Below are 23,997 nucleotides of genomic sequence, written 5' to 3' on the forward strand. Positions count from 1 at the left end.
CCCATGCAGACCCTGCCCACGCAACCCGGTGTGCGGGTCAATCTCGCCGAACTGATCGAGATGCGCCATCACGTGCGCGAGGTCCAGCTGTTCTCCACGCCGGCGCGGCGCAGCCCGCTGATCGGCCTGCATCATTCCAAGCTGCGCGGCCGCGGCGTGGACTTCGACCAGGTGCGCGTCTACCAGGCCGGCGATGACGTGCGCACCATCGACTGGCGCGTGACCGCGCGCACCCAGGAGCCGCACACCAAGCTGTTCCACGAGGAGCGCGAACGGCCCATCTACATCCTGGTGGAGCAGAGCCAGCGCCTGTTCTTCGGCTCCGGCCTGATGTTCAAGTCGGTGCTCGCGGCCCAGGCCGCCAGCCTGATCGGCTGGGCGGCCCTGGGCAACAACGACCGCATCGGCGGCCTGGTGTTCGGCGACCACGAGCAGCACGAGATCAAGCCGCGCCGTAGCAAGCAGAGCCTGCTGCAACTGCTCAACCGCCTGGCCCGCGCCAACCAGGCGCTGCACAGCAATCTGCAACCGCAGCGCGACGACCTCGGCCTGGCCCTGCGCCGCGCCCGCGAGGTGCTGCGCCCCGGAAGCCTGGTGGCACTGCTGTGCGACGAACGCACGCTGAACGACAGCGGCGAGCAGCAGCTGCAGCTGCTGGCCCGGCACACCGATCTGCTGCTGCTGCCGCTGTCCGACCCACTCGACCATGCCCTGCCCGCCGCCGGCCTGCTGCGATTCGCCGAACGCGGCGCGCAACTCGAACTCGACACCCATGATGCGGAGCTGCGCCAGGCCTACCGCACCCTGGGCGAAGCGCGCCGCACGCGCTGGCAGCGCCTGGCGCAGAAACTCGGCGTGCCCTTGCTGCCGCTCAGCACCCAGGGTGAACTGGTCGAGCAGCTGCGCAACCACCTCAATGTACAGCAGCCGAGAAGGCAATCATGAATCCGCTCGACCAGCTCGAGCCGCTGATCGCGCCGGCGCCGGTCGGCTGGTGGCCCCCCGCGCCGGGCTGGTGGCTGCTCGCCCTGCTGCTGCCGCTCCTCTTCTGGGGCCTGGTGCACCTGCTCCGCCGCCTGCGGCTAAGGCAGCAAGCGGCGACAGCCGAGCCCCTCGACCCGCTGCGTCAGGCCGCCCTGGCGGAGCTGGAACGCCTGCCCAGACCCTACTACGGCGCCGAAGCCGGGCCCTGGCTGCAGCAGCTCAATGCCTTGCTCAAGCGCCTGTGTCGCCAGCGCTACCCGCAGAGCCACAGCCACACCATGACCAGCCGCGCCTGGCTGGCCTATCTGGACAATCGCTGCCCGGCCGCCGGGCTGACGCGCTGGATGATTCTGGTCGAAGGGGCCTACCGCCCTCACTGCCGCCTCGACGACAAGGCCATCGACGAGCTCAACCAGGCGGTCGCCATCTGGATTCGCAAGCATGTTTGAATTCGCCTGGCCGTGGCTGCTGCTTCTCGCCCCGCTGCCCTGGCTGCTGCGCCTGGTGCTGCCAGCGGCCGACAGCGGCGAGGCGGCCCTCAGGGTCAGCTTCCTCGACGAGCTGGAAACCCTCAGCGGTCGCCGTGCCCGGGCACGCCTGCCGGCCTGGCGCCAGCAGGCGCCATTCGTCCTGCTATGGCTGCTGCTGCTCACTGCCGCCGCGCGCCCGGAATGGGTCGGCGAGCCGCTGCCGCTGCCGGCCAGCGGCCGCGACCTGATGCTGGCGGTGGATGTGTCCGGCTCCATGGACTACGCCGACATGCAGTGGGAAGACGAGGAAGTCAGCCGCCTGACCCTGGTCAAGCAGTTGCTCGGCGACTTCATCGAGGGCCGTCGCGGCGACCGCGTCGGCCTGATCCTGTTCGGCAGCCAGGCCTACCTGCATGCGCCGCTGACCTTCGACCGACGCACCGTGCGCACCTGGCTGGAGGAAGCGCTGATCGGCATCGCCGGCAAGAACACCGCCATCGGCGACGCCATCGGCCTGGCGGTCAAGCGCCTGCGCGAGCGCCCGGCCGACAGCCGGGTGCTGGTGCTGATCACCGACGGCGCCAACACCGGGGGCGAGATCGATCCGCTCACCGCCGCGCGCCTGGCCGCCGAGGAAGGCGTGAAGATCTACCCGATCGGCATCGGCGCCGACCCGCAACAGGGCGGCGTGCTCGGCCTACTCGGCCTCAACCCGGGCCTCGACCTGGATGAACCGACCCTGCACGCAATCGCCGAGACCACCGGTGGCGAGTACTTCCGCGCGCGAAACGGAGACGACCTGAAACGCATCGAGGCCAGCCTCGACCAGCTCGAGCCGGTCAGCCAGCAACCGACCCTGGCACGCCCGGCATTGGCCCTGTACCCCTGGCCACTGAGCGGCGCCCTGCTACTCAGCCTGTTGCTGGTGATCGGCGATCACTGGCCGCAGCTGCAGCGCCGGCCAATCACCGGCTGGTGGAGGCGCTCGTGATCGAACTGGCGCCCACCGCCCTGTGGCCACACTGGCTGCGGCCCTACTGGCTGCTGCTGGCGCCGCTGCTGTGCTGGCTGCTGTGGAAACTCTGGCACCGCGAGAAGCGCGCGGGACGCTGGCAGCAGCTGCTGCCGCCGGCCTTTCATGCCGCCCTGCTCAGGGGCGGCAAGGGACGCCCCAGCCGTACCCCCTGGATCGTCCTCGGCCTGGCCTGGCTGCTGGCGCTGCTCGCCCTGCTCGGCCCCAGCTGGCAGCAGCTCGAGCAGAGCACGCTGAAGCCTGTCGACCCGCTGGTGGTGGTGCTCGAAATGACCCCGGAGATGCTCGCCAGCGACGCCACGCCCAATCGCCTGGAACAGGCCAGGCGCAAGGTGCTCGACCTGCTCGAGGCGCGCCCGGATGCGCAAACCGCCATCGTCGTGTACGCCGGCAGCGCCCACACCCTGGTGCCCCTGTCCGACGATCTGGCGACCAGCCGCAACCTGCTGGAAGCGCTCAAGCCGGCGATCATGCCCGAGCCGGGACGACGCGCCGACCTGGCCATGGCCACGGCCCTGGGCCTGCTCCAGCAGGCCGGCCAGGGCCAGGGCCGGGTACTGCTGATCGCCAGCGCGCTGGATGACCAGGAGCGCCGGGGCACAGTCGAGGCGCTTGGCAGCCGCGGCGGGCGCCTGCACATACTCGGCATCGGCAGCCCCCGGGGCGCGCCTATCGTTCAGGACGACGGCGGCTTTCTCAAGGACGCGCAGGGGGCGATCCTCATTCCGCGCCTGGACAGCGCCAGCCTCAATCGGCTGGCCCAGGAGGTCGGCGGGCGCTATCGCCGGGTCAGCCTGGACGACCGCGACCTGCGCGAGCTCGGCCTGCTCGACGGCCCGCAGCAACTGCATAGCAACGGCGCCCCCCTGTCCCTGCAGGCCTGGAGCGACCAGGGCCACTGGCTGCTGCTGCCGCTGCTGCTGCTGGCGGCCTGCGCCGGACGGCGCGGCTGGCTGTTCTGCCTGCCGCTGCTCCTGCTGAGCCTGCCGCAAGCCAGCCTGGCGGCGACCCTGGACGACCTCTGGCTGCGCCCCGACCAGCAGGGGCAGCGCCTGCTCGACGCCGGACGCCCGGGTGAAGCCGCCCAGCGCTTCGAAGACCCCCTCTGGCAGGGCCTGGCCCTGTACCAGGCCGGCGAGTACGCCGCCGCCGCCGAGCGCTTCGCCCAGGACGACAGCGCCGCCGCCCATTACAATCGCGGCAACGCCCTGGCCCGCAGCAACGAACCGGAGGCGGCCATAGACGCCTACAGCCGAGCCCTGGAACTGCAGCCGGAACTGATCCAGGCGCAGAAGAACAAGGCATTGCTCGAACAGCTGCTGCAACAGAACCCGCAGCAGCAGCCCGCCGACGAGCCGAACAGCGAGTCGCAACAGCCGAACCCTGGCTCGTCCGAGCAGCCTCAGCAGGCTCAGCCCCTGCAGGCGGATGGCGAAGCGGGCAATCCGCCACCCGGCCAACCGCCTGCGCACGACAGCCCGGCACAATCGGCCGATGACGCGCAAGAATCGTCGCCAGCGCAACAACCGAGCGAGCCGGCCGAGGGCGTGGGCGAGGAGCAGATCGCCGAGGCCGGCGAGCCCCTCGATGGCGAACGGCGCCAGGCCCTGGAACAATGGCTGCGGCAGATTCCCGACGACCCGGCGGAGCTGCTCAGGCGAAAATTCTGGTATCAACAGCAACAGCGCCAGGAACAGATTCCATGATCCGTTTGCTCTGCATCCTGCTCCTCGCCGCGCTGGCGGCTCAGGCGAACGCCCAGAGCCTCAGCGCCAGCGTCGACCGCACCCGCCTGAGCACCGGGGAAACCGTCGAACTGACCCTCGAGTCGAGCGACGTCACCCTGTTCGGCAAGCCGGAACTGGCGCCGCTGGAGGAACTGTTCGAGGTGCTCGGCACCCGCCAGGTCAACCGCCTGACCACGCTCGACGGCAAGTCCCAGGCCACCACACGCTGGGTCATCACCCTGCAGCCCAAGCGCAGCGGTTACGTGGTGGTACCGCCGCTGCGCCTGGGCGAGATGCAGAGCCAGCCGATCACCCTGCAGGTGCAGGAGCCCGCGGCCAGCGCCGCGGGCGATCGCCTGGCGCCGGTGTTCATCGACGCCAGCCTGGATCAGGAAAGCGTCTACGTGCAGGCGCAGAGCGTGCTGACCCTGCGCATCTACCATTCCGTCTCGCTGTACGACGACAGCAGCCTGACCCCATTGGAGATGCCCGACGCGCGCATCGAGTCATTGGGCAAGCCGCGCACCTACGAGAAGGACATCAACGGCATCCGCCATGGCGTGATCGAGCTGCGCTATGCGATCTTCCCGCAGCGCAGCGGGCCCCTGAGCATTCCCGCGCAGGTATTCACCGCCACCCTGGTGGACCGCTCGGGCAGCAACGACTTCCAGCCATTCGGCCCCCGCCCGGGCAAAGTAACCCGGGTGCGCTCGCCCCAGATCCCCCTGCAGGTCAGGGCCAAACCGGCCAGCTATCCCGTCGACGCACCGTGGCTGCCCGCCCGCGCCCTGAGCCTGAGCGAGGCCTGGAACCCGCAGCCGCAAGGCGCCAAGGCCGGCGACTCGCTGACCCGCAGCCTGATGCTCAAGGCCGACGGTCTGTCCAGCGCGCAACTGCCGCCCCTGCCGGCGACCAGCGTCGAAGGGTTGCGCCGCTACCCGGATCAGCCGCAATTGGGCAACCAGAGCAGCGAGCGCGGCGTGATCGGCAGCCGCGAGGAACGCGAAGCCCTGGTGCCCAATCGCAGCGGGCAGTTCCAGCTGCCGGCGGTGGAGGTGGTCTGGTGGAACACCCTCGAGGATCGCCTGGAGCGCACCAGCGTGCCGGCCCGCACCCTGAAGATCGCCCGCGACCCCAGCCTGGAACTGGAACAACTGCCCGCCGAGGTCGCCGTTCCCGACTACCAGCCGGGGCCGGCGCTGTGGCCCTGGCAGCTGAGCAGTGCCCTGCTGACCCTGACCACCCTGCTCGGCTTCGGCCTGTGGTGGCACGCACGGCGCCAGCCAGCGGTGCTGCGTGGCAGCCAGCCCGGCCCCAGCCCGCGCACCCTGCTCGATGACCTCAAGCGCGCCTGCCTGGCCAACGACCCCCACGCCACCCGCCACGCGCTCGACGCCTGGGCCCGCCAGCAACCGGAGACCCTGGCCGACATGGCGGCGCGTTTCGTGCCCCTGTCCGATGCCCTCGACGGCCTCAACGGCGCGCTGTACAGCGAGGCGGGCCAGCACTGGCAAGGCGAAGACCTGTGGCGGGCGATCCGCAGCCTGCCCGGCACGCGGCAGACGCAAGCCGAGTCGGCCGAGAGCGCCCTTCCGCCACTCTATCCGCGCTGAACCGCGGGGCACGGCGCCCCTCGCCGGCACAGAACGAAACTCGGCAAGGCGGGACACGCGGTTATTGACGCCTGGGTTTCAAGTCCGGAGAATTTGAACCCGTTCACATAACGAGCACAAATATCGGCCCAGTGAACGAGATCGAGCCCCTGCCCAACAGCAGCCAGGAGGCACACACCGGCACGGAACAGCTACCCGGCAGACTCATTACATCAATCTTGAAAAGGCAAACCCGCGCGAAAGCCGGGGACGCAAAGCCACCGGTCTAAGGGCTCACAGCCTAGGACGGCGGGGTTACCGTGAAGATAATGATCCCAAGCCAAGCATTTCGCGCACTCCTAGTTTCCCTCCTTGTACTTGCCACCCAGTCCGTCTTCGCCCAAGGCGGCACCGTGCTCACCGTGAGCGGGCCCGACGGCAACGCCATCGATTACGACCTGGCCGCCCTCGAGGCCCTGGACAGCACCACGATCGAGACCCACACCTCCTGGACCGACGGATTGCAGCGCTTCACCGGCGTGCGCGCCAGCCTGCTGCTGGCGGCGGTCGCCGGACAGGGCACCCACGTGCAGGCCATCGCGCTCAACGACTACAAGAGCAGCATGGCGCTGCGCGACCTGAGCGACTACCCGGTGATCATCGCCTACAAGCGCAACGGCCAATACATGCCGATCCGCGACAAGGGCCCGCTGTGGATCATCTTTCCGCAGGATGACCATCCCATACTGCGCGGGCTGGAAACGGACCAGAAGATGGCCTGGCAGCTGCGTCGGCTGATCGTCCAGTGACGCCCGCACAGCCGGACCGGGCGCTCCCGCCTTCGGTCTCCCCCTGGTGGCGGCAAAGCGGCCTGTGGCGGGTGTTCCTGGCGCTGGCGATCTTCATGGCCACCCTGTACCTGTCCTATCGCGACATCGGTCAGGCCAACGCGATCTCCAGCCTGCGCATGGGGCACCATACCCACACCCTGTTCAAGACCTACGAGGAAGTCGAGCGGCTTATGCGCACGCTGCGCCGCTACACCCTGCAGGACCCGGTACGAGGTGCCACGCTCGATGACGTGCAGTTGCACTACGAGCTGCTCGTCAGCCGACTGGGCGTATTCCATGAGGGCGAGGCCAATCTCGGGCTGCTGGAGTTTGACGATGTGCGCACGGCCGTCGAGGGCCTTGCCGTCACCCTAGACGCCATAGAGCCGATGCTGGCAGAGCTCAAGCCGGATCCGTACGACCTCGGCTACCCGACCATTCAGGCGCTGTTGCGCCCCTACCGGGTGCAGTTCTTCGAGCTGGGCAAGCAGTTTCTGATGAGTGCCGAAGTGCGCAATGAGCAGATCATTCGCCACTACAACAGCAGAACCGACTGGCACCTGGCCGCCCCCGCCGCCAGCGGCCTGCTGCTGTTGCTACTGTTCTTCGCCCAGCTGCGCCAGTCCATGAGATTGGCCGAGTCCCTGGCGGCCGAATCGCGCAAGCTGTCGCACATGGCCGCCCACGACCCGCTCACCGGCCTGCCCAACCGCGCCCTGATGAAGGATCGGCTGATTCAGGCGATCCACCACATGCACCGCGCCGGCGGCCGCTTCGGCGTGCTGTTTATCGACCTGGATCGCTTCAAGGCGGTCAACGACAGCCTCGGTCATGGCGCCGGCGACGAGCTGCTGAAAATAGTCGCCGAACGCCTCAGCGCCTGTGTTCGCGAGGGCGACACGGTGGCCCGCATCAGTGGCGACGAGTTCGTATTGATCATCGAGGATATCGGCGACGACGATGGGATCCTCAGCGACGTGGCCAACCGCGTGGCCGCGCAGCTGCGCATCCCCTTCCTGCTGGCGGGCCAGGAGCTGCTGGTCACCGGCAGCATCGGCATCAGCCGCTACCCTGACGATGGCCAGGAGGCCGAGCTGTTGCTGATGAACGCCGATGCGGCCATGTACAGCTCCAAGGCCAACGGCCGCGACAGCGTCTGTGCCTACCAGGTCGAGATGAATTCGCGCTGCGTTTCCAGGCTCGAGCTGAGCCGCGACCTGCAGCATGCCCTGGAGCGCGATCAGCTGGAACTGCACTACCAGCCCTGTGTCGCGCTGCAGACCGGCGAGATCTTCGGCGTCGAAGCCCTGTTGCGCTGGCGCCACCCGGTCCGCGGCCTGCTGGCACCGGATGACTTCATTGCCCTGGCCGAAGAGAGCGGACTGATGACGCCGATCGGCGACTGGGTCATTCGCCAGGCCTGCTCCCAGGCTGCCGCCTGGCACCAGCAGGGCATGCCGCAGCTGAAAATGGCGGTGAACCTGTCGGCCGTGCAGTTGCAGCAGCCCGGCCTCGCCGGGCGTGTCGCCGAGGCGCTCGAAGCCAGCGGGCATCCCGCCGCGCTACTGGAGCTGGAGCTGACCGAAACCCAGCTGATGCACGACATCGACACGGCAATCGCCGCCACCCAGGCGCTGCGCGAACTGGGGGTCTGCATCGCCATCGATGATTTCGGTACTGGCTGTTGCTCGCTTAGCTGCCTGCAGCGCCTCCCGGTGAGCACGCTCAAGCTCGACCGCAGCTTTGTCCAGGACGCCCCGAACAACCCCGGCGCCGCGGCCATCGCCCGCAGCGTCATCGGCCTGGGCAAGAGCCTGGAGCTTGCGGTACTGGCCGAAGGCATCGAAACCCCGGAACAACTGGCCTTCCTGCGCGCGCACCAGTGCGACGCCGGCCAGGGCTACCTGTTCTCGAGGCCCCTGCCGGCAGCGCACATTCCTGATCTGATACAAACACACAAGGCCGCCTGAACGAAAAACCGCGGCATCCAGGCCGCGGTTTTTCATGTTGCCGGTAGCGATCAGGCAGTGGCAGGCGCCAGCGCCTTGGCCCGCAGCTTCTCCGGGTTGATCAGGAAGCGCGCCAGGGCAGGCAGCAGCCACACCGCGCCGATCATGTTCCAGAGGAACATGAAGGTCAGCATCAGGCCCATGTCGGCCTGGAACTTGATCGCCGAGAAGATCCAGGTGGCCACACCGATGGCCAGGCACACGCCAGTGAACAGCACGGCCTTGCCGGTGGACTTGAGCGTCTCGTAGTAGGCGTCCTGCAGCGACAGGCCCTGACGCAGGTAGGTCTCCAGGCGGCTGTAGATATAGATGCCGTAGTCGACACCGATACCCACGCCGAGAGCGATCACCGGCAGTGTCGCGACCTTCACCCCGATGCCCATGTAGGCCATCAGCGCGTTACCCAGTACCGAGGTCAGCACCAGCGGCAGGATCACGCAAAGAGTGGCGGCGATGGAGCGGAAGGTCAGCAGGCACATGAAGCTCACCGCCGCATAGACCGCGATCAGCATGGTGGTCTCGGACGCGGCGATCACCTCGTTGGTGGCCGCCTCGATGCCCGCGTTGCCCGCCGCGAGGACGAACTCCAGGTCCTCGCCGTTGTGTTCCTTGGCGAACTCTTCGGCGACCTTGACCGCACGCTCCAGGGTCTCGGCCTTGTGGTCATTGAGGAACACCAGCACCGGCGCCACCGAACAGTCGCTGTTGTACAGGCCATCGGCCCGGGCGATGGAGTTGTTCAGCACATCCTGGTTGCGCGACAGGGTTTCCCATTTCAGGTTGCCCTCGTTCATGCCCTTGATCACCTGGCGCGACACGGTGACCATGGAAATCGCCGACTGCACGCCTTCGGTGTTCTCCATCTTCCACATCAGCTCGTCCATTGCGGCCAGGGCCGGGTAGGTCGAACAGCGCTCGGTCGCGGTCTTGGCCATGATGACCAGCACATCCGAGCTGGTCGAGTAGTTGCGGATGACGAAGTCGTTGTCCAGGTTGTAGCGCGAATCCGGGTGCAGTTCCGGGGCGCCCTGGTCGAGGTCGCCGATCTTCAGGTTCTGCCCGTACCAGATGCCGCCGCCGAACGCGCCGAGGGCGATCACCACGGAAATGGGCGCCACCAGCGGATGGGCGAAATTGGAGATCGTGCGCCACAGCGGATGGTCCCTGGCCGCGTCCTCGCGGCTGATCTTGACCGCCTTCGGGCTGATGCCGATATAGGAAATCATCACCGGCAACAGGATCAGGTTGGTCAGGATGATCACCGCCACGCCCATGGACGCGCCGATGGCCAGCTCACGGATCACTCCGATATCGATCAGCAGCAGGGTGACGAACCCCACGGCGTCGGACAACAGCGCCACCAGGCCGGGAATGAACAGCTGACGGAAGGCCATGCGCGCGGCGGACAAGGCGTCGGGCGCCTCCCCCGAGGCCATGGCAATGCCGTTGATCTTCTGCACGCCGTGGGAGATGCCGATGGCGAACACCAGGAAAGGCACCAGCATCGAATAGGGGTCGAGACCGAAGCCCAGGGTATGCAGCAGGCCGAGCTGCCAGACCACCGCGATCAGGGTGGTCAGCAGCACCGCCAGGGTGCTCTTCAGGCAGCGGGTGAACCACAGCAGCAGCACCAGGGTGATACCGATGGCCACCGCGAAGAACAGCGCCACGCCGATCAGGCCATCAATCAGGTCGCCGACCTTCTTGGCGAAGCCGATGATGTGCACCTTGATGTTGGGATTCTGCGCCTCGTACTTCTCGCGAATCTTCTCTTCCAGCTCGTGGGAGAACTGCTGGTAGTCCAGGCGGATCTGCCGGCTCTGATCCTCCGGGTCCGGATAGGACTCGAGCAGCGGCACGTCGATGATGCTCGACTTGAAGTTGTTCGCCACCAGGCGGCCGATCTGACCGGATTTGAGAATGTTGCTGCGCAGGTCCTCCAGGCTTTCCGGCGAACCGTCGTAGGTCTGCGGGATCACCTCGCCACCGGCGAAGCCTTCCTCGGTCACCTCGGTCCAGCGCACGCTGGGGCTCCACAGCGACTTCAGGCCGGAACGGTCGACCCCGGGAATGTAGAAGACCTCGTCGCTGATCTGGCGCAGGGTCTCCATGTACTCCTTGCTGAAGATGTCGCCATCGACCGCTTCCACCGAGATGCGCACCGTGTTGCCCAGGTTCGCCAGGTCATTGCGGTGCTCGAGCATTTTCTGGATGTAGGGGTGTCCCAGCGGGATCATCTTCTCGAAGCTGGTCTGCGGACGCACCTGCGAGGCCTGGTAGAACAGGAAAACGCTGATCACCAGGCAGAGCAGGACCACGGCGGGCCGGTTGTTGAAGATCAACCGCTCGAGAACAGACGCGGGTTGGTGTTGATGCTTACTCATGCAGAGGCTCCCGGCTTATTTTTGTTGGCCCAGTTCGGCGCCAGTCGGCGTGGCGGTGTAGACGCCGCCCTGCCCTACCAGAATCAGATTGCCGTTATCCAGTGCAGTGACCCCGGCCAGCGAACGCCGGTCGGGGCGATTGGTCAGGCTGAAGTTGCGCCCGCTGTCGGTGCTCTTGAGTACCGTGCCGCCATGCCCGACCACCACGATCGAGCCATCGGCCAGCAGGCCGCCGTCGGCCAGGCCAAATTCCAGCGCGCCATTGTTCGGAGTATCGACGACGATCTGCCGCCAGCTATCGCCGAAGTCCGTGGAATGGAACAGGTGACCGCGCAGGCCGTAGACCAGCAAGCCTCCCGGCTCGCCGGTGCCGAGGGCACCGAACAGCGAGCCCTGGTAAGGACCCTGGAGGGTCTCCCAGGTCTCACCCCAGTCGCGCGAACGGAACATGCCGCCCAGTTCGCCGACGATGAACAGGCCGGAGTCCTTCACCGCCACGATGGCGTTGAGGTGATAGCCGTCTTCGTTGTCCATGCGCTCGCTGACGTCTTCCCAGCTGGCTCCACCGTCGACGGTTTCCAGCAGGGCGCCGTAGGCGCCGACGGCGAAACCGTGACTGCGGTCCTTGAACCAGATGTCGAGCAGCGGCGCTTCACGCTCGCGATCCTCGTACTGCTTGCTCCAGGTCGCACCACCATCGCTGCTGGCGAGAATCTGCGCGTCGTGACCGACCGCCCAGCCGTGCTGGTCGTCGACGAAGAACACCGCGGTGAGCAGCTGCCGGGTCGGCACCTTGGCCTGGGTCCAGCTGGCTGCGTTGTCATCGGAGTAGAGGATATGGCCGCGATCACCGACCGCCACCAGGCGCTTGCCGGCACTGACCACATCCAGCAGCAGGTGCTGCGCGGCCTTCGGTGACTCGATGGAATAGCGCACAGCGGCACCGGCGGCTTGCGCCTGAAGGGGCATGGCAGTGAAAGTCAGAACGGACAGCACACTGCACAGCGAGAGCGCTCTAGCCAGCGGCGAGTGGACGCGGAACGCCGGCTTGCGCACCTTTGGCGCAGGATGACCGACCTGGGTGCGCCGCATGACGGGCTCACTCATATACCTTCCCCCTTGTTGTTATAGGTGGTGGTGCCTGTTGGCAGGCGCCTATGCTACTGAGCATTGGAAAGGCCTGACAATCGGCACGACGTTATGTTTTGTTAAGGGAATCCGCGTGCTTGACGGCGCCCGTGAGCGCCGAGGCGAGCTGGCCACTCCCCACTGTAGCGACCTTCCGGCCCCGGCGACATGACTATCAACGGATACCGCGGCGACGCAGCGATGCCGGCTTGAAGTAGTTATCGGCCGGTACCGGCTGGCTGAAGTCGATGGTGCTCGACTCCTCGTTGTCCAGGTTCTGCACGTGGTAGCGACGCGACTGCAGGTCGTGGAACACATCCAGCGCCGACCAGGTGGTCGGCAACTCGTAGTAGTTCTTCAGGTAGGCGACCGACACCCGCCACAGCTCGCCACGACCGTCGTACTGATCCACCACCGCGGCCTGCCAGCTGTCCTCGTCGAGGTACAGGGTACGCTTGGAATAGATGTGCCGCGCACCGGACTTCAGCGTGCCTTCGACCACCCACACGCGGTGCAGCTCGTTGCGGGTGAAGGCCGGGTTCAGATGGCCGACCTGCAACAGATCCCTGTACTTGACCTGGGGACTGGTGACTTTGTAGTTGTTGTAGGGAATGTAGATTTCCTTCTTGCCCACCAGCTTCCAGTCGAAACGATCCGGCGCGCCGTTGAACATGTCGGTGTCATCGGCCGTGCGCAGGCCGTCCGCCGCCGCGATCGGCGTGTCGTAGGCCAGGTTCGGCGCACGCCGCACCCGACGTTGGCCGGCGTTATAGCCCCAGGCCTGACGCGCCTGCTTCACCTGATCCAGGGTCTCGTGCACCAGCACCGCGCCGCCGGCCAGACGCGCCGGACTCTTGGTGAACGACTGGTAGAAGAACAGGATGTTGTCCAGTTTGGCGTAGGAGCCCCTGGGGTCGTAGAACTTGAACAAGGCCTCCTGCTGCGAGGTCACCAGGGAATAGCTGCCGTTGCGCTGCACCGCCACTTCCGAGGCGCTGCGCACGATGTAGTTGCCGCGATAGCGAGCGATGTGGTTCCACAGCACTTCGACGCCGCTCTGCGGAATCGGAAAGGGGATGCCGCCGTAGGCATCGGTGAAGCCGTTGCCGTCACCCTGTAGCGTGGCGGTGCTGGCGTTCCTGATGCTGTTGTCGTACACCCACTGCGGTGCGGAAGCGGAACGGCGGGTCTGGTACACCGGCATCTGGTAGCTGCTCGGGTAGGCATTGAACAGGGCTATCTGCCCCGCGGTCAGGTTGTCCTTGTACTGCTCCAGATTGGACTTGGTGATGGTGAACAGCGGCTTGTCGTCGGCGAACGGGTCGACATGGTGCTGGCCGGGCTGGCTATAGCCGGCCGGCGCCGCAGTGATCCCCCCCGTCCACTCGGGGATGGTGCCGGCGGCGTTACCCGCGCGCTCGGCACCGAAGGGGGTGAGGCTGGCGCCCAGCTTGGCCGCCTCTTGCGGCGAAACCGCCGCCATCGCACCACTGGCGGCTAGTGCCAGGGCCATGGCAGCCCCCATCACGCTGAGCTTCTGCAGCATCGTCTTTCTCCGTATCGATCTTCGTTGGGCGCCTGCCGGCGGCCGGCAGCGCACGAACTGGTGCCTTGGCGTTCGCCTGAGCGGCGCACGAGGGAACTGGCTACCCGGCCACCAGCGCACCAATGCCTGTCAGCAGCTGCAACCATGGTGCCAAATTCAAACGGTCGTATAAAAAATGCCAACCTCGAGAACCGGGGCCACGGAGCCATTTCGTGACCGCGCAGCCATCCGGACGAACGGCAAAAACCCACGGAAAAACCCGCGATCCTGTCCGACGATCCGACAGTCTGGATTGCACCCCAGAGTGAAAAAGCGCGCCCACGCCCCGCAGTTTGCCCAAGCGGCCGGACCCCAGCCCCGCGCACAAGGCGAAAAAGCGCGGACGTCGCGGCGCCGGATTTCCTTAGGTAACAAAAAAGCGTTACCGACCGAGGTCGGTAACGCTCTGCGATGACGCCGGCAAGGCCCTAGGCGAGACTCTTGCTGACCACCTCGAAGACGTCGCTGGACAGCTCCCCGGAGGCCAGGATGCGCTCCAGCTCCGCCTTCATCAGCGCCTGGCGGGCACTGTCGTATTTGCGCCAGCGCGTCAGCGGCGCCAGCAGGCGAGAGGCGATCTGCGGATTGAGGGCGTTGAGGGTGATCACCTGGTCGGCGAGGAAGCGGTAGCCGCTGCCGTCGGCCCGATGGAAGCCCACCGGGTTCTGCCCGGCGAAAGCGCCGATCAGGGCGCGCACCTTGTTCGGGTTCTTCAGGGTGAAAGCCGGATGCTCCATCAACTGCTGCACCCGCTCCAGGGCACCGGGCAAGGCACTGGCGGCCTGCACGCTGAACCATTGGTCCATGACCAGCGGATTGTCCTTGAAGTAGTCGGCGAAGCTGGCCAGGGACTTGGCCTTCTCCTCCTCGAACGGCGAATTGACCAGCACCGCCAGGGCGGCGAGGCGCTCGGTCATGTTGTCGCACACCTCGAACTGCTCCAGGCAGGCGGCCAGCACCTGCGGCTGGTCGCCGAGCATCAGGTAGGACAGGGCGATGTTCTGCAGGCTGCGACGGGCGAAGTGCTCGGCCTCGGCGACGTAAGGCGTACTGCGGGAAATCTCGCGGTTGGCCTGGTAGCGCTGCCACAGCGGCTCGAACAGGGCCTCGGCCAGTTGCCGGCGGGCGAATTCGCGGGCGCCGTGGATGGCGTCGACGTCGGCCACCTCGCTGATCTCGGTGAGGTAGCCCTCGCCCGGCAGCGAGAGCATCTCGGCGACCATGGCCTGATCCAGCTGTTCATCCTCCAGCACCGTGCGCAGGGCGGTGGTCAGCCGCTGATCCATGACCAGCGCTTCGCCGCGCTGCTGCTGGCCGATCAGCTCCTGCAGCACCTGCACCGCCAGCTGCTGGCCGGCCTCCCAGCGGTTGAAACCATCGCTGTCGTGTTGCATCAGGTACATCAGCTGGTCGCGGCTGTAGGGGAAGCTCAGCTTGACCGGTGCGGAGAAGCCGCGCAGCAAGGACGGCAGCGGCTTCTCGGCGACCTCGATGAAGGTCACCACCTGCTCGGCCTGGTCGATCGCGATCACCCGCGAGGAGCCACTCGCGGCCGCCTCGCCTTCCAGGCGCAACGGCATCTCGCGGCCCTGGCCGTCGAGCAGGCCGAGGGCCACGGGGATCACGAAGGGCTGCTTGTCCTGCTGTCCCGGCGTGGCCGGGCAGCTCTGCTGGAAACGCAGGCTGTAGGTCCTGGCCTGGGCGTCGTAGTGCTCGCCGACGACCAGTCGCGGGGTGCCGCCCTGGCTGTACCAGCGCTTGAACTGGGTGAGGTCGACGCCGTTGGCGTCCTCCATGGCCTTGATGAAGTCGTCGCAGGTCACCGCCTGGCCGTCGTGGCGCTCGAAGTACAGGTCGCTACCCTTGCGGAAGCCCTCGGCGCCGAGCAGGGTGTGGATCATCCGCACCACTTCCGAGCCCTTCTCGTAGACCGTCAGGGTGTAGAAGTTGGAGATCTCGATGAAGGCGTCGGGGCGCACCGGGTGCGCCATGGGGCCGGCGTCTTCGGCGAACTGGTGGGTACGCAGGTAGGCCACGTCCTCGATGCGCTTGACCGTGCGCGAGTTCATGTCGGCGGAGAACTCGGCATCGCGGAACACGGTGAAGCCTTCCTTGAGCGACAGCTGGAACCAGTCGCGGCAGGTCACCCGGTTGCCCGACCAGTTGTGGAAGTACTCGTGGGCCACCACCGCCTCGACCCGCTGGTGGGCGGCATCGGTGGCGGTCTCGGCCTTGGCCAGCACGCAGCTGGAGTTGAAGATGTTGAGGCCCTTGTTCTCCATGGCACCCATGTTGAAATCGTTGACCGCGACGATCATGAAGATGTCCAGGTCGTACTCGCGGCCGTAGACCTCCTCGTCCCAGCGCATCGACTTCTTCAGGCTGTCCATGGCGTGCTGGCACTTGTCGATGTTTTCCGGCTCGACATAGATGCGCAGCGCCACCTCGCGCTGGCTCATGGTGGTGAAGCTGTCCTCCACGCACCAGAGGTCGCCGGCCACCAGGGCGAACAGGTAGGCCGGCTTCATGAACGGGTCCTCCCACGTCGCCCAGTGCCGACCGCCCTCCTCCGGACCGCTGGCGACCGGGTTGCCGTTGGACAGCAGCACCGGATAGCGGTGCTGCTCGGCGCTCAGGGTGGTGGTGAACTTGCTCATCACGTCCGGGCGGTCGAGGTAGTAGGTGATCTTGCGGAAGCCCTCGGCCTCGCACTGGGTGCAGAACATGCTGCCGGACTTGTACAGGCCCTCGAGGGCGGTGTTGCTTTCCGGGTGGATGCGCACGCTGCTGTCGATGACGAAGCGCTCGGCCTTGGGCTGCAGGCGCAGGTGGCTGTCGCTCAGCTGATAGTCGGCCGCCCCCAGTTCCTCGCCGTCCAGCGCCAGCGACAACAAATCGAGCTGCTGGCCATCCAATACCAGCGGTGGCAGGCCGGTACCGGCCGCCGGGTTGCGGCGCATCATCAGCTGGGCATGCACCAGGGTGTGATCCTCGAACAACTCGAAGGTCAGGTGGGTCTCGTCGATCAGATAGTCCGGCGCCTGATAGTCCTTGAGGTAGATCATCTTCGGTTGTTCGGTGCGCATGGCTTGTGGCCCTTCTGGTTCAGGGCCCGGTTCGGCCCATTCTGCGAAATATGCTCTGCGTCGCCCGGCGGGCGGCCTACTGGTACACGGCCAGCTGGTAGCCGGTGTACTTGCGGATATTGATCACCCCGCTGTCGAACATCAGGTACTGACCCTTGATGCCCAGCAGCGTGCCCTCGGCGACGGGATTCTTGTCCAGGTTGAAGCTGCTGATCTTGGCCGGATAGGCCTCAATCGGGAAAGCGATCTCCACGACCGACTGATCGGGCAGCGGCTGGATGGCCTGGAGACCGAAGCGCTGCTGCAGCGCGCTCAGGCCTTCAGCGCAGCTGTCGAACAGCTGGTCGCGCACCGCCGCCAGGTCGACCGGCGCCGCATCGCCCTTGAGCAGGGCGCGCCAGTTGGTCTTGTCCGCCACCTGGCTGCGCAGCAGATCCTCGACGAAGCCGGACTGTTGCCGGGTCGCCACCCGCAGGATCGGCAACGCCTGGCTCGCGCCCTGGTCCAGCCAGCGCGTCGGCACCTGGGTGGCGCGGGTGATGCCGACCTTGACCCCGGAGGAGTTGGCCAGATACACCACGTGGTCGGTCATGCAGAACTGCTCGCCCCAGCTCGGCTCGCGGCAGGTGCCGGCGTCGTAGTGGCAGCGTTCCGGACTCATGATGCAGATATCGCACTGCGCCAGCTTCTGCATGCAGGGGTAGCAGTAGCCCTGGCTGAAGCTGGTCTTGGTCTTGCGCCCGCAGTGGGTGCAGTGGATGGCGCCAAGGTACTCCAGGCGCAGCGGCTTGCCGATCAGCGGATTGACCGCAAGCTCCTGCTCGTCCAGACGGAAGGCGTACTGTACCGGCGCGTCCAGGCGCGCCGCCATTTTGCTCAACGAGCCACGTCCCAGCTCGATCATCAGTGCAGGCTTTCCGAGGACTTGAACAGCAGGTTCGGCACCGCCGCCGACTTGGAGCTGCACTCCTGCGGGCCCATGTAGCCGATGCGCTGGTCTTCCGGCAGGTTCTGGATTTCCCAGGCGATCAGCGCCTGCAGGGTCAGTTCCTTCTGCTCCTGGGTGAGCCTGCGGCCATCCGGCCACTTGCCGATCTCCACCGCCAGTTTCAGGCTCTGGTAGATCTCCGGGGTAATGTTTTCGATGGCTTGCAGAAAGGACGACATGAGCGACTCCAGAAACAAAGGGGCAGTTTACCAGCCTGCTAGCGACGCTGGCGCGCCAGTGCGCCACCCGCCAGTCCGGTCAGGCAACCGGCCAGCAGGCCACCGACATGGGCGGCATTGGCGATCGCGGCGAAACGCAGCAGCTCGAAGATGCCGGTCATGCACAGCAGCAGCCAGCCGAGCATCAGCATCAGCAGGCCCGGCGGCAGGCGGTACTCGGCGTTCGGCGCCAGGCGCTGGAACAGCCAGCAGTGGCCGAGCAGCCCGTAGAGCACCCCGGACAGGCCACCGAACAGCGAGGGCCCGGCATAGGCGTACTGGGCGAGATTGGCGGCCAGGCCGAACACCAGGCTCAGCCCCAGAAGCATCCAGGGGCCCTGGCGCGCCTCGACACGCCGGCCCAGCACCCAATACCACAGCGCGTTCATCGCCAGGTGCAGCAGGCCGAAGTGGATCAGCATCGGCGTCAGCAGGCGCCACCACTGGCCGCTGTCCAGCGTCTCGCGCAGGTAGCTGAAATAGATGTAATCGCCCTGGATGCGGAAGTCGACGAAGCTCAGCCAGCGAATGACCGCGAAGTTGTCGCCGAGCAGGGTCAGGGCCGCGACCAACAGCGTCAGGCCGAGCATGGCGGCGGTCAGTGGACTGCCCTTGAGGGTCTGGACCACCCCGGCCGAGGGCGCTGCCGTCGGGGGCAGCTGCGCCCCGGGGTCGCCCTGGGGATACCGCGCGTAGAGCTCGCGGACCTGTTCGGCGAGCTGCTCGCCGGGCACCCAGAGCACCTGCTCGCCGGCTTCCTCGGTCACCCGGTGCGGCACCTGCAGGCGCAGCAGCAGGGCGAGAAAGGCGCCGAGGTCGATCTGCGCGGGCAGGCGCAAGGCCTCTACCGGAGTCACCGTGGCGCCTCCGGCCGCGCCACCTCGACCCAGACGAACTTGCGCGGATCGAGCCGCGCCTCCTGATCCAGGCGGTAGGCCACCAGCTTGCCGTACAGCACCGCGCTGTAGTCCAGGCAGGCCAGATTGGCGCGAATCGGCGCCGGCTTGCCGCTGCGCCAGTAGTGACCGACAAACAGCAGTGGCTGATCGGCGCCATACTTCAGCAGCTCGGTCTTCTGCATTTCACTCAGCGGCGTCTGCGCGGCCAGTTCCGGCAGGGCATCGGGCTGGAACACGATGTCGCCGTAGGTCTGCGGATCCTCTTCCCAGAACTTGGTGCGAAAGTGCGCGCGGGTAAAGCCGTCGTCGCTGGTCAGGGTCAGGCCATGGGGCAGGCGCATGTCGGTGCCGCGCAGCAGGCGATTGAACGCGGTGTTGGCGAAACTGCCGGGTACCGCCGAGGCCTGCAGGAAATGCTCGTCGATGCGGCCGTCGGCGAACTGCGCGCGCAGCGGCGCGATCAGCTCGGCATCCCAGCAGGCATGCACCACGCGAAAGTGCCCGGCATCGATGAACAGCGGCAGCTCGTAGAACCAGCCGAGGAACTGCCGCCACTCCGCCGGATAGGCCTCGAACTGCTCCAGGGTTTCCTTGATCAGCCGCGCATGGCGCGGCGAGTGCTCGCGTACATGCTGGCGACCGCTGCCCGGCGGCGCCGCGGTGCTCCAGGCCAGCGCGTTGTATTCGTGATTGCCCATGACGCATAGCGCCTGGCCGGCGACGACCATGTCGTGGACCAGATGCAACGCCTCGCGAATCCGCGGGCCGCGGTCGACCAGATCGCCGAGAAAGATCGCCTGCCGCCGGGGGTGGCGCCAGACACCGCCCTGCGGCCGATAGCCGAGGGTGTCGAGCAGGCGTTCGAGGGTCTGGGCGCAGCCATGAATATCGCCGATCAGGTCATAGCCACGAGTCGGATCCAGCTGCATTCAGTTGCCTCCGCCACCGAGGCGACTGCCCCAGCCCAGCTTGGTGCGGCAGACCTCGTAGTAGTTGTGGTCGAGCGGGTGGATCAGGCACAGCTTCTGCGGCTTCTTGCCCACCGTGATGGTGTCGCCCGGCGCGCAGGTGAAGTGGTTCTGCCCATCGCAGGAAACCTGCGGATAGATCTGCATGTCCTTGGACACCACGATCTTCAGCTCGCTGTTGCCATCGACCACGATGGGCCGGCTGGACAGGGTGTGCGGGTACATCGGCACGATGACGATGGCGTCCAGCTTGGGGTGCATGATCGGCCCGCCGGCGGACAACGCATAGGCGGTCGAGCCGGTGGGCGTCGAGACGATCAGGCCGTCGGCCTTCTGGCTGCAGACGAACTGACCATCGATATACAGCTCGAACTCGATCATCCGCGTCGACTTACCCGGGTGCAGGATCACATCGTTGAGCGCATCGCCCTGGCCGATCGCCTCGCCGTGGCGGCGCACTTCAGCCTCCAGCAGGAAGCGATTCTCGGTCAGGTAGTTACCCTCGAGCACCTCGGAAACCTTGACCTCCAGCTCGTCCGGGCGGATGTCGGTGAGAAAGCCCAGGTTGCCGCGGTTGACCCCGAGCACCGGCACCTTGTGCCGCGCCAAGGCCCGCGCGGCGCCGAGCAGGCTGCCGTCGCCACCGACCACGATCACCAGGTCGCAGACCTCGCCGAGAATCTTGCGCGAGGAAGTCTGCAGGCCATGACCCGGCAGCACCTCGGCGATGGTGTCCTCGAGGATCACGTGCAGGTGGCGATCGAGCAGGAAGCGCTTGAGCCGGCGAATGGTATCGAGCACCTGGGTGCTGCCGAGGCGACCGATGATGCCGATATTGCGAAATTGCTCCATGGTGCTCCCGCAGCTCTGGATCTAGAGGGGGCCGATTATGGGCGAAAGCCGCCAACAGCGGCAAACGCGCACATTGGTCAAAGATTAGGCGCTATGCTCGCAGCATGACGCCTTTCCCCTCGCTTGCCGACCTGCCCCAGCAATTGCACCAGCCGATGGTGCGCGACCTGGCCTGGGTGCTGCTGTCGCCACCGATGCTCAGCAGCACCCCCTGGCCGCAGCGCCACCCGCTCAGCGCCAGCCACTGGCGCCGCGCGCCGGGCGCCCTGGCCGACTGGCTGATGCGCCTCGATCGCGACAGCGGCGCCCTGGCCGGCTGGCTGGCGCAGAGCTCGGTACGCCGCCTGGGCCTGTACTACGAGCGCCTGTGGCAATTCGCCCTGCAGGCCGCGCCCGGCATCGAATTGCTGGCGGCCAACCTGCCGATCCGCCAGAACGGCCATACCCTCGGCGAACTGGACCTGCTGCTGCGCGACGAGGAGGGCGAGCACCACCTGGAGCTGGCGGTCAAGCTCTACCTCGGCCCCGAAGACCGCAGCGGCGAGCTGCCGGCCCACTGGCTCGGCCCCGGCAGCCATGATCGCCTGGACGTCAAGCTCGACCACCTCAGCCAGCACCAGCTGCCGCTGTCCGCCCGCGGCGAGGCGCGCGCCGCCCTGGCAGAACTGGACCTGGCCGCAACCGAGGCGGCGCTGTGGATCGGCGGCTACCTGTTCTACCCCTGGCCGCAGCGCTGCAACGCCCCGCTGGGCGCCAACCCGCAACACCTCAGAGGCCGCTGGCTGCATCGCCGCGACTGGCCGCGCTTCCTCGCGCAGAGCGGCGAGGGTCGCTGGCAACCACTGCCGCGCCCGGCCTGGCTGGCGCCGGCACGGCTCGAGGCCAGCGAGCTCTGGTCGAGCGAGGCGCTGCAGGCCTGGTTCGCCGAACTGACGCCCCAGGCCAACGCCCAACTGCTGGTACGACTACAGGCTGGCAGCCAGGGCTCCTGGCAGGAGGCCGAGCGGATATTCCTGGTCAGTGACGAGTGGCCGGCGCAGCTGCATGAGCAGCCCGATAACTAGCCCGGCAGGCCATGCGTCCGGAGTCGCGGCGGCGAGCCAGGGCCAAGCCGCGCGCCGGGAAAGCCGACCTCAGTGACTACGCTCGGTGCGCCCACCCGAACGCACCAGGTAGCCGGCGCCGCTTTCGCACAGCAGGCCTTCGCGCTGCACGGCCGGCAAGGCATCCAGGCCATCGCGCAAGGAATAACCGCTGAAGCCGAGCTGCGACAGCAGGAACACGGCGTTGCCACTGCGCTTGCCGCTGTCGCAATAACACAGGTAGGTGCGCGCCTTGTCCAACAGCCGCGCCTTCAGGCGCAGCAGCTGCAGCGGCATATGCAGGGCCTCGGCGGCGTGGCCCCGTTCGTATTCGCCCTGCAGGCGCACATCCAGCCATTGCGCCCCGGAAGCCAGCAAGCGAGCCGCTTCGCCGAGGCCGACTTCGTTGACCACCGGTGCCTTGAGCAGGGCCACGAAGTCCTGGCGAGCCAGGCGCAGCACCACCGCATCCTGCACGACCGTCACCGTGGCGTTGCGCGACCGATCGGCCAGCAGCGCCTCCTCGCCGAAGCAGGCGCCGACCTCCAGTTCGGCCAGCACCTGGCGCTCGGTGCCGGCCCCGCGAATCACCTCGGCGCGGCCGCTCTTGAGGAAATAGCAACAGTCACCGGCCTCGCCCTCGCGCAGCACCGTGCTGCCCGCCGCCAGCTCTACGCTCTGCAGGCGCGCCAGCATGGCCCGTACATTGGCCGGCGGCACCTTGGTGAACAGCGGGTTGTCGAGCAGGCGCTCCAGCCACTCCAGGTCCTCGTGCTGCTGGCCGAGATCGAGCAGCAGGTCCTGGTAGGCCAGGCGCCAGGTCACCAGGCGGTTGAGCGTGGCACTGTCCAGCACCAGCACGCTGGCATCGGTCAGCGCCCGCGCATCCTGCAGGCGCGGCAGACTGGGCGCCAACGGGTGGCAGCTGGCCTCGGAGCCGGCGACCAGACGCTGCTGGCGGCCGTCGGCGCTCTCCAGCAGCAGCTCGCCGGCCAGCAGAAAGTAGGTCAGCCGCGCCTGATCGCCGCGCCGAAACAGCAACTGGCCGGCCAGCACGGGTTGCGGCACCAGCTGCTTGCGCAGCTCACGCCACTGCTGCTCGGACAGCACATTGAGCGGCGTCAGACTGCGCAGGCGCTCCGGGGTCAGGGCTTCACTCATGGAATCAGGCTCCATATCTCATGACGCGCAGGCGCCGCGCGGCGGCACCAACGGGGATAAACGGCGCTCTACAACCTGATCGAGCAGTCCCGCCCTGCGCCCCTGCAAGCCGCCGGTATGCACGAACAGCAGACGAGTGCTGCGGGCAAAGTAACCGGCCTCAACCCACTGGCGCAATGCCATTAATGCCTTGGCGGTATAGAGCGGCTCGAGCGGCACACCGCTGCCCACCTCGCTGCGGTGGATGAACTCAAGCAATTGCCCATCGACCTTGGCGAAACCGCCACGGCAGGCATCCAGCAGCCGGTAGCCGCCATCCGCCACCCGCGCCTCACGCAGAATCGCCTGCACCTGCTCGGCAACCCCATGGTTGGCCGGCACCGCCAGGGCGCCATAGACCGGATGGGCGCCCGCCTCGGCCAGCACCAGCCCCGCCAGGGTGGTGCCCGTGCCGGCCGCCAACCACCAGCCGTCGTAGTCCGTCCAGCCGAGGCCGGCCAGCTGCTCGCGGACCATTGCCGACAGAGGCGCACAGCCCAGGGCGCCGGTCAGGCCGCCGCCGCCTTCCGGCAGCGGGTGCAGTTCCGGGTAGCGTTGGCGCCAGGGCGTCCAGAAGCTCGCGTGGTGCCGGGCGCGATAGCCGCCATAGCCCAGCCAATGCAGGCGCATGCCAAAAGCCTGCAGGTCACGCACCGTTGGCGTCTCCTGCTCCAGGCCGCGCAGCAGGCCGACCGTGGGGAAGCCGAATCTATGCCCGGCTGCGGCCAGGGCATGCAGATGATTGGAATGCGCGCCGCCGAGGCTGATCAGCCCCTCGGCTCCGGCGACCGCGGCGGCGCGCAGGTGCGGGGCGAGCTTGAACCACTTGTTGCCGCTGATCAGCGGATCGATCAGGTCCAGGCGCAGCACCGCCACCTCGATGCCGGCCGCCGCCAGCCAATCCAGCCGCAAGCGCTCGAGCGGCGCGTTCGGCGCCCAGTCCGCAAAGGTCAGAGCCAAGG

General features: G+C 67.1%; 19 protein-coding genes and 1 riboswitch. Of the genes, 8 read left to right on the forward strand and 11 right to left on the reverse strand.

Annotation, left to right across the window (positions count from 1 at the left end):
* Nucleotides 1-3: 3 nt before the first annotated feature.
* The 7 genes from ACSX1D_RS13250 to ACSX1D_RS13280 all read left to right on the forward strand — a co-directional run bounded on the left by ACSX1D_RS13250 (nt 4) and on the right by ACSX1D_RS13280 (nt 8,606).
* Nucleotides 4-945: a DUF58 domain-containing protein gene (locus ACSX1D_RS13250; RefSeq protein ID WP_439858946.1), complete on the forward strand. Its 942-nt coding sequence runs from the start codon at nt 4-6 to the stop codon at nt 943-945.
* Entirely contained in the window at nt 942-1,433 is a 492-nt protein-coding gene (locus ACSX1D_RS13255) for a DUF4381 domain-containing protein (RefSeq protein WP_439858947.1), read from the forward strand. The genes ACSX1D_RS13250 and ACSX1D_RS13255 overlap by 4 nt, the downstream gene beginning before the upstream one ends.
* Nucleotides 1,426-2,445 carry a vWA domain-containing protein gene (locus ACSX1D_RS13260; protein WP_439858948.1) on the forward strand — a complete coding sequence of 340 codons (1,020 nt, stop codon included), beginning with the start codon at nt 1,426-1,428 and terminating at the stop codon, nt 2,443-2,445. Before ACSX1D_RS13255 ends, ACSX1D_RS13260 begins: the two co-directional genes overlap by 8 nt.
* Nucleotides 2,442-4,193 carry a VWA domain-containing protein gene (locus tag ACSX1D_RS13265; protein WP_439858949.1) on the forward strand — a complete coding sequence of 584 codons (1,752 nt, stop codon included), beginning with the start codon at nt 2,442-2,444 and terminating at the stop codon, nt 4,191-4,193. Before ACSX1D_RS13260 ends, ACSX1D_RS13265 begins: the two co-directional genes overlap by 4 nt.
* Complete coding sequence (locus ACSX1D_RS13270; protein ID WP_439858950.1) at nt 4,190-5,827, forward strand: BatD family protein; 1,638 nt, start codon at nt 4,190-4,192, stop codon at nt 5,825-5,827. Before ACSX1D_RS13265 ends, ACSX1D_RS13270 begins: the two co-directional genes overlap by 4 nt.
* A 215-nt stretch (nt 5,828-6,042) precedes the next feature.
* A riboswitch (cyclic di-GMP riboswitch) is annotated at nt 6,043-6,129 on the forward strand.
* Between the two features lie 90 nt (nt 6,130-6,219).
* Nucleotides 6,220-6,615, forward strand: a complete 396-nt coding sequence (locus ACSX1D_RS13275) for a molybdopterin-dependent oxidoreductase (protein WP_439858951.1) — start codon at nt 6,220-6,222, stop codon at nt 6,613-6,615.
* Nucleotides 6,612-8,606 carry a putative bifunctional diguanylate cyclase/phosphodiesterase gene (locus tag ACSX1D_RS13280; protein WP_439858952.1) on the forward strand — a complete coding sequence of 665 codons (1,995 nt, stop codon included), beginning with the start codon at nt 6,612-6,614 and terminating at the stop codon, nt 8,604-8,606. The genes ACSX1D_RS13275 and ACSX1D_RS13280 overlap by 4 nt, the downstream gene beginning before the upstream one ends.
* A gap of 50 nt (nt 8,607-8,656) precedes the next feature.
* On the opposite strand, the gene ACSX1D_RS13285 is transcribed toward ACSX1D_RS13280, so the two are convergent.
* From ACSX1D_RS13285 to ACSX1D_RS13325, 9 genes are all read right to left on the reverse strand, one after another.
* Nucleotides 8,657-11,029: an efflux RND transporter permease subunit gene (locus ACSX1D_RS13285; protein ID WP_439858953.1), complete on the reverse strand. Its 2,373-nt coding sequence runs from the start codon at nt 11,027-11,029 to the stop codon at nt 8,657-8,659.
* A 15-nt stretch (nt 11,030-11,044) separates the two neighbouring features.
* Nucleotides 11,045-12,136, reverse strand: coding sequence for a WD40/YVTN/BNR-like repeat-containing protein (locus tag ACSX1D_RS13290; protein ID WP_439858954.1), 1,092 nt, complete (start codon nt 12,134-12,136; stop codon nt 11,045-11,047).
* 196 nt (nt 12,137-12,332) lie between these two features.
* Nucleotides 12,333-13,703, reverse strand: a complete 1,371-nt coding sequence (locus tag ACSX1D_RS13295; RefSeq protein ID WP_439858955.1) for a DUF1329 domain-containing protein — start codon at nt 13,701-13,703, stop codon at nt 12,333-12,335.
* 467 nt (nt 13,704-14,170) lie between these two features.
* Nucleotides 14,171-16,828, reverse strand: a complete 2,658-nt coding sequence (gene pepN, locus ACSX1D_RS13300) for an aminopeptidase N (RefSeq protein WP_439858956.1) — start codon at nt 16,826-16,828, stop codon at nt 14,171-14,173.
* Nucleotides 16,829-16,904: 76 nt separating this feature from the next.
* Nucleotides 16,905-17,732: a DUF2797 domain-containing protein gene (locus tag ACSX1D_RS13305; RefSeq protein WP_439858957.1), complete on the reverse strand. Its 828-nt coding sequence runs from the start codon at nt 17,730-17,732 to the stop codon at nt 16,905-16,907.
* On the reverse strand, nt 17,732-17,995 hold the full coding sequence (locus ACSX1D_RS13310) for a YeaC family protein (protein ID WP_439858958.1): 264 nt from the start codon (nt 17,993-17,995) through the stop codon (nt 17,732-17,734). The genes ACSX1D_RS13305 and ACSX1D_RS13310 overlap by 1 nt, the downstream gene beginning before the upstream one ends.
* A gap of 38 nt (nt 17,996-18,033) precedes the next feature.
* Nucleotides 18,034-18,891 (reverse strand): rhomboid family intramembrane serine protease, encoded by an 858-nt coding sequence (locus tag ACSX1D_RS13315; RefSeq protein ID WP_439858959.1) that lies wholly within the window; start codon nt 18,889-18,891, stop codon nt 18,034-18,036.
* Nucleotides 18,888-19,862, reverse strand: coding sequence for a metallophosphoesterase (locus ACSX1D_RS13320; protein WP_439858960.1), 975 nt, complete (start codon nt 19,860-19,862; stop codon nt 18,888-18,890). Before ACSX1D_RS13320 ends, ACSX1D_RS13315 begins: the two co-directional genes overlap by 4 nt.
* On the reverse strand, nt 19,863-20,753 hold the full coding sequence (locus tag ACSX1D_RS13325; RefSeq protein ID WP_439858961.1) for an NAD(+) kinase: 891 nt from the start codon (nt 20,751-20,753) through the stop codon (nt 19,863-19,865).
* 104 nt (nt 20,754-20,857) lie between these two features.
* On the opposite strand from ACSX1D_RS13325, the gene ACSX1D_RS13330 reads away from it, so the two are divergent.
* Nucleotides 20,858-21,817, forward strand: a complete 960-nt coding sequence (locus ACSX1D_RS13330) for a DUF1853 family protein (RefSeq protein ID WP_439858962.1) — start codon at nt 20,858-20,860, stop codon at nt 21,815-21,817.
* A 69-nt stretch (nt 21,818-21,886) separates the two neighbouring features.
* On the opposite strand, the gene ACSX1D_RS13335 is transcribed toward ACSX1D_RS13330, so the two are convergent.
* On the reverse strand, nt 21,887-22,996 hold the full coding sequence (locus ACSX1D_RS13335; protein ID WP_439858963.1) for a cyclic nucleotide-binding domain-containing protein: 1,110 nt from the start codon (nt 22,994-22,996) through the stop codon (nt 21,887-21,889).
* Between the two features lie 18 nt (nt 22,997-23,014).
* Complete coding sequence (locus ACSX1D_RS13340) at nt 23,015-23,995, reverse strand: 1-aminocyclopropane-1-carboxylate deaminase/D-cysteine desulfhydrase (protein WP_439858964.1); 981 nt, start codon at nt 23,993-23,995, stop codon at nt 23,015-23,017.
* Nucleotides 23,996-23,997 lie beyond the last annotated feature (2 nt).

Source organism: Pseudomonas sp. MBLB4136, assembly GCF_051904765.1.
GTDB lineage: Bacteria > Pseudomonadota > Gammaproteobacteria > Pseudomonadales > Pseudomonadaceae > Aquipseudomonas.

Bases quoted from the DNA above. Each gene is read 5' to 3' on its own strand.
- ACSX1D_RS13295 (WP_439858955.1), bottom strand. From the start codon at position 13,703: ATGCTGCAGAAGCTCAGCGTGATGGGGGCTGCCATGGCCCTGGCACTA.
- ACSX1D_RS13325 (WP_439858961.1), bottom strand. From the start codon at position 20,753: ATGGAGCAATTTCGCAATATCGGCATCATCGGTCGCCTCGGCAGCACC.
- ACSX1D_RS13255 (WP_439858947.1), top strand. From the start codon at position 942: ATGAATCCGCTCGACCAGCTCGAGCCGCTGATCGCGCCGGCGCCGGTC.
- ACSX1D_RS13335 (WP_439858963.1), bottom strand. From the start codon at position 22,996: ATGAGTGAAGCCCTGACCCCGGAGCGCCTGCGCAGTCTGACGCCGCTC.
- ACSX1D_RS13330 (WP_439858962.1), top strand. From the start codon at position 20,858: ATGACGCCTTTCCCCTCGCTTGCCGACCTGCCCCAGCAATTGCACCAG.
- ACSX1D_RS13305 (WP_439858957.1), bottom strand. From the start codon at position 17,732: ATGATCGAGCTGGGACGTGGCTCGTTGAGCAAAATGGCGGCGCGCCTG.
- ACSX1D_RS13270 (WP_439858950.1), top strand. From the start codon at position 4,190: ATGATCCGTTTGCTCTGCATCCTGCTCCTCGCCGCGCTGGCGGCTCAG.
- ACSX1D_RS13250 (WP_439858946.1), top strand. From the start codon at position 4: ATGCAGACCCTGCCCACGCAACCCGGTGTGCGGGTCAATCTCGCCGAA.
- pepN (WP_439858956.1), bottom strand. From the start codon at position 16,828: ATGCGCACCGAACAACCGAAGATGATCTACCTCAAGGACTATCAGGCG.
- ACSX1D_RS13310 (WP_439858958.1), bottom strand. From the start codon at position 17,995: ATGTCGTCCTTTCTGCAAGCCATCGAAAACATTACCCCGGAGATCTAC.
- ACSX1D_RS13320 (WP_439858960.1), bottom strand. From the start codon at position 19,862: ATGCAGCTGGATCCGACTCGTGGCTATGACCTGATCGGCGATATTCAT.
- ACSX1D_RS13285 (WP_439858953.1), bottom strand. From the start codon at position 11,029: ATGAGTAAGCATCAACACCAACCCGCGTCTGTTCTCGAGCGGTTGATC.
- ACSX1D_RS13260 (WP_439858948.1), top strand. From the start codon at position 1,426: ATGTTTGAATTCGCCTGGCCGTGGCTGCTGCTTCTCGCCCCGCTGCCC.
- ACSX1D_RS13290 (WP_439858954.1), bottom strand. From the start codon at position 12,136: ATGAGTGAGCCCGTCATGCGGCGCACCCAGGTCGGTCATCCTGCGCCA.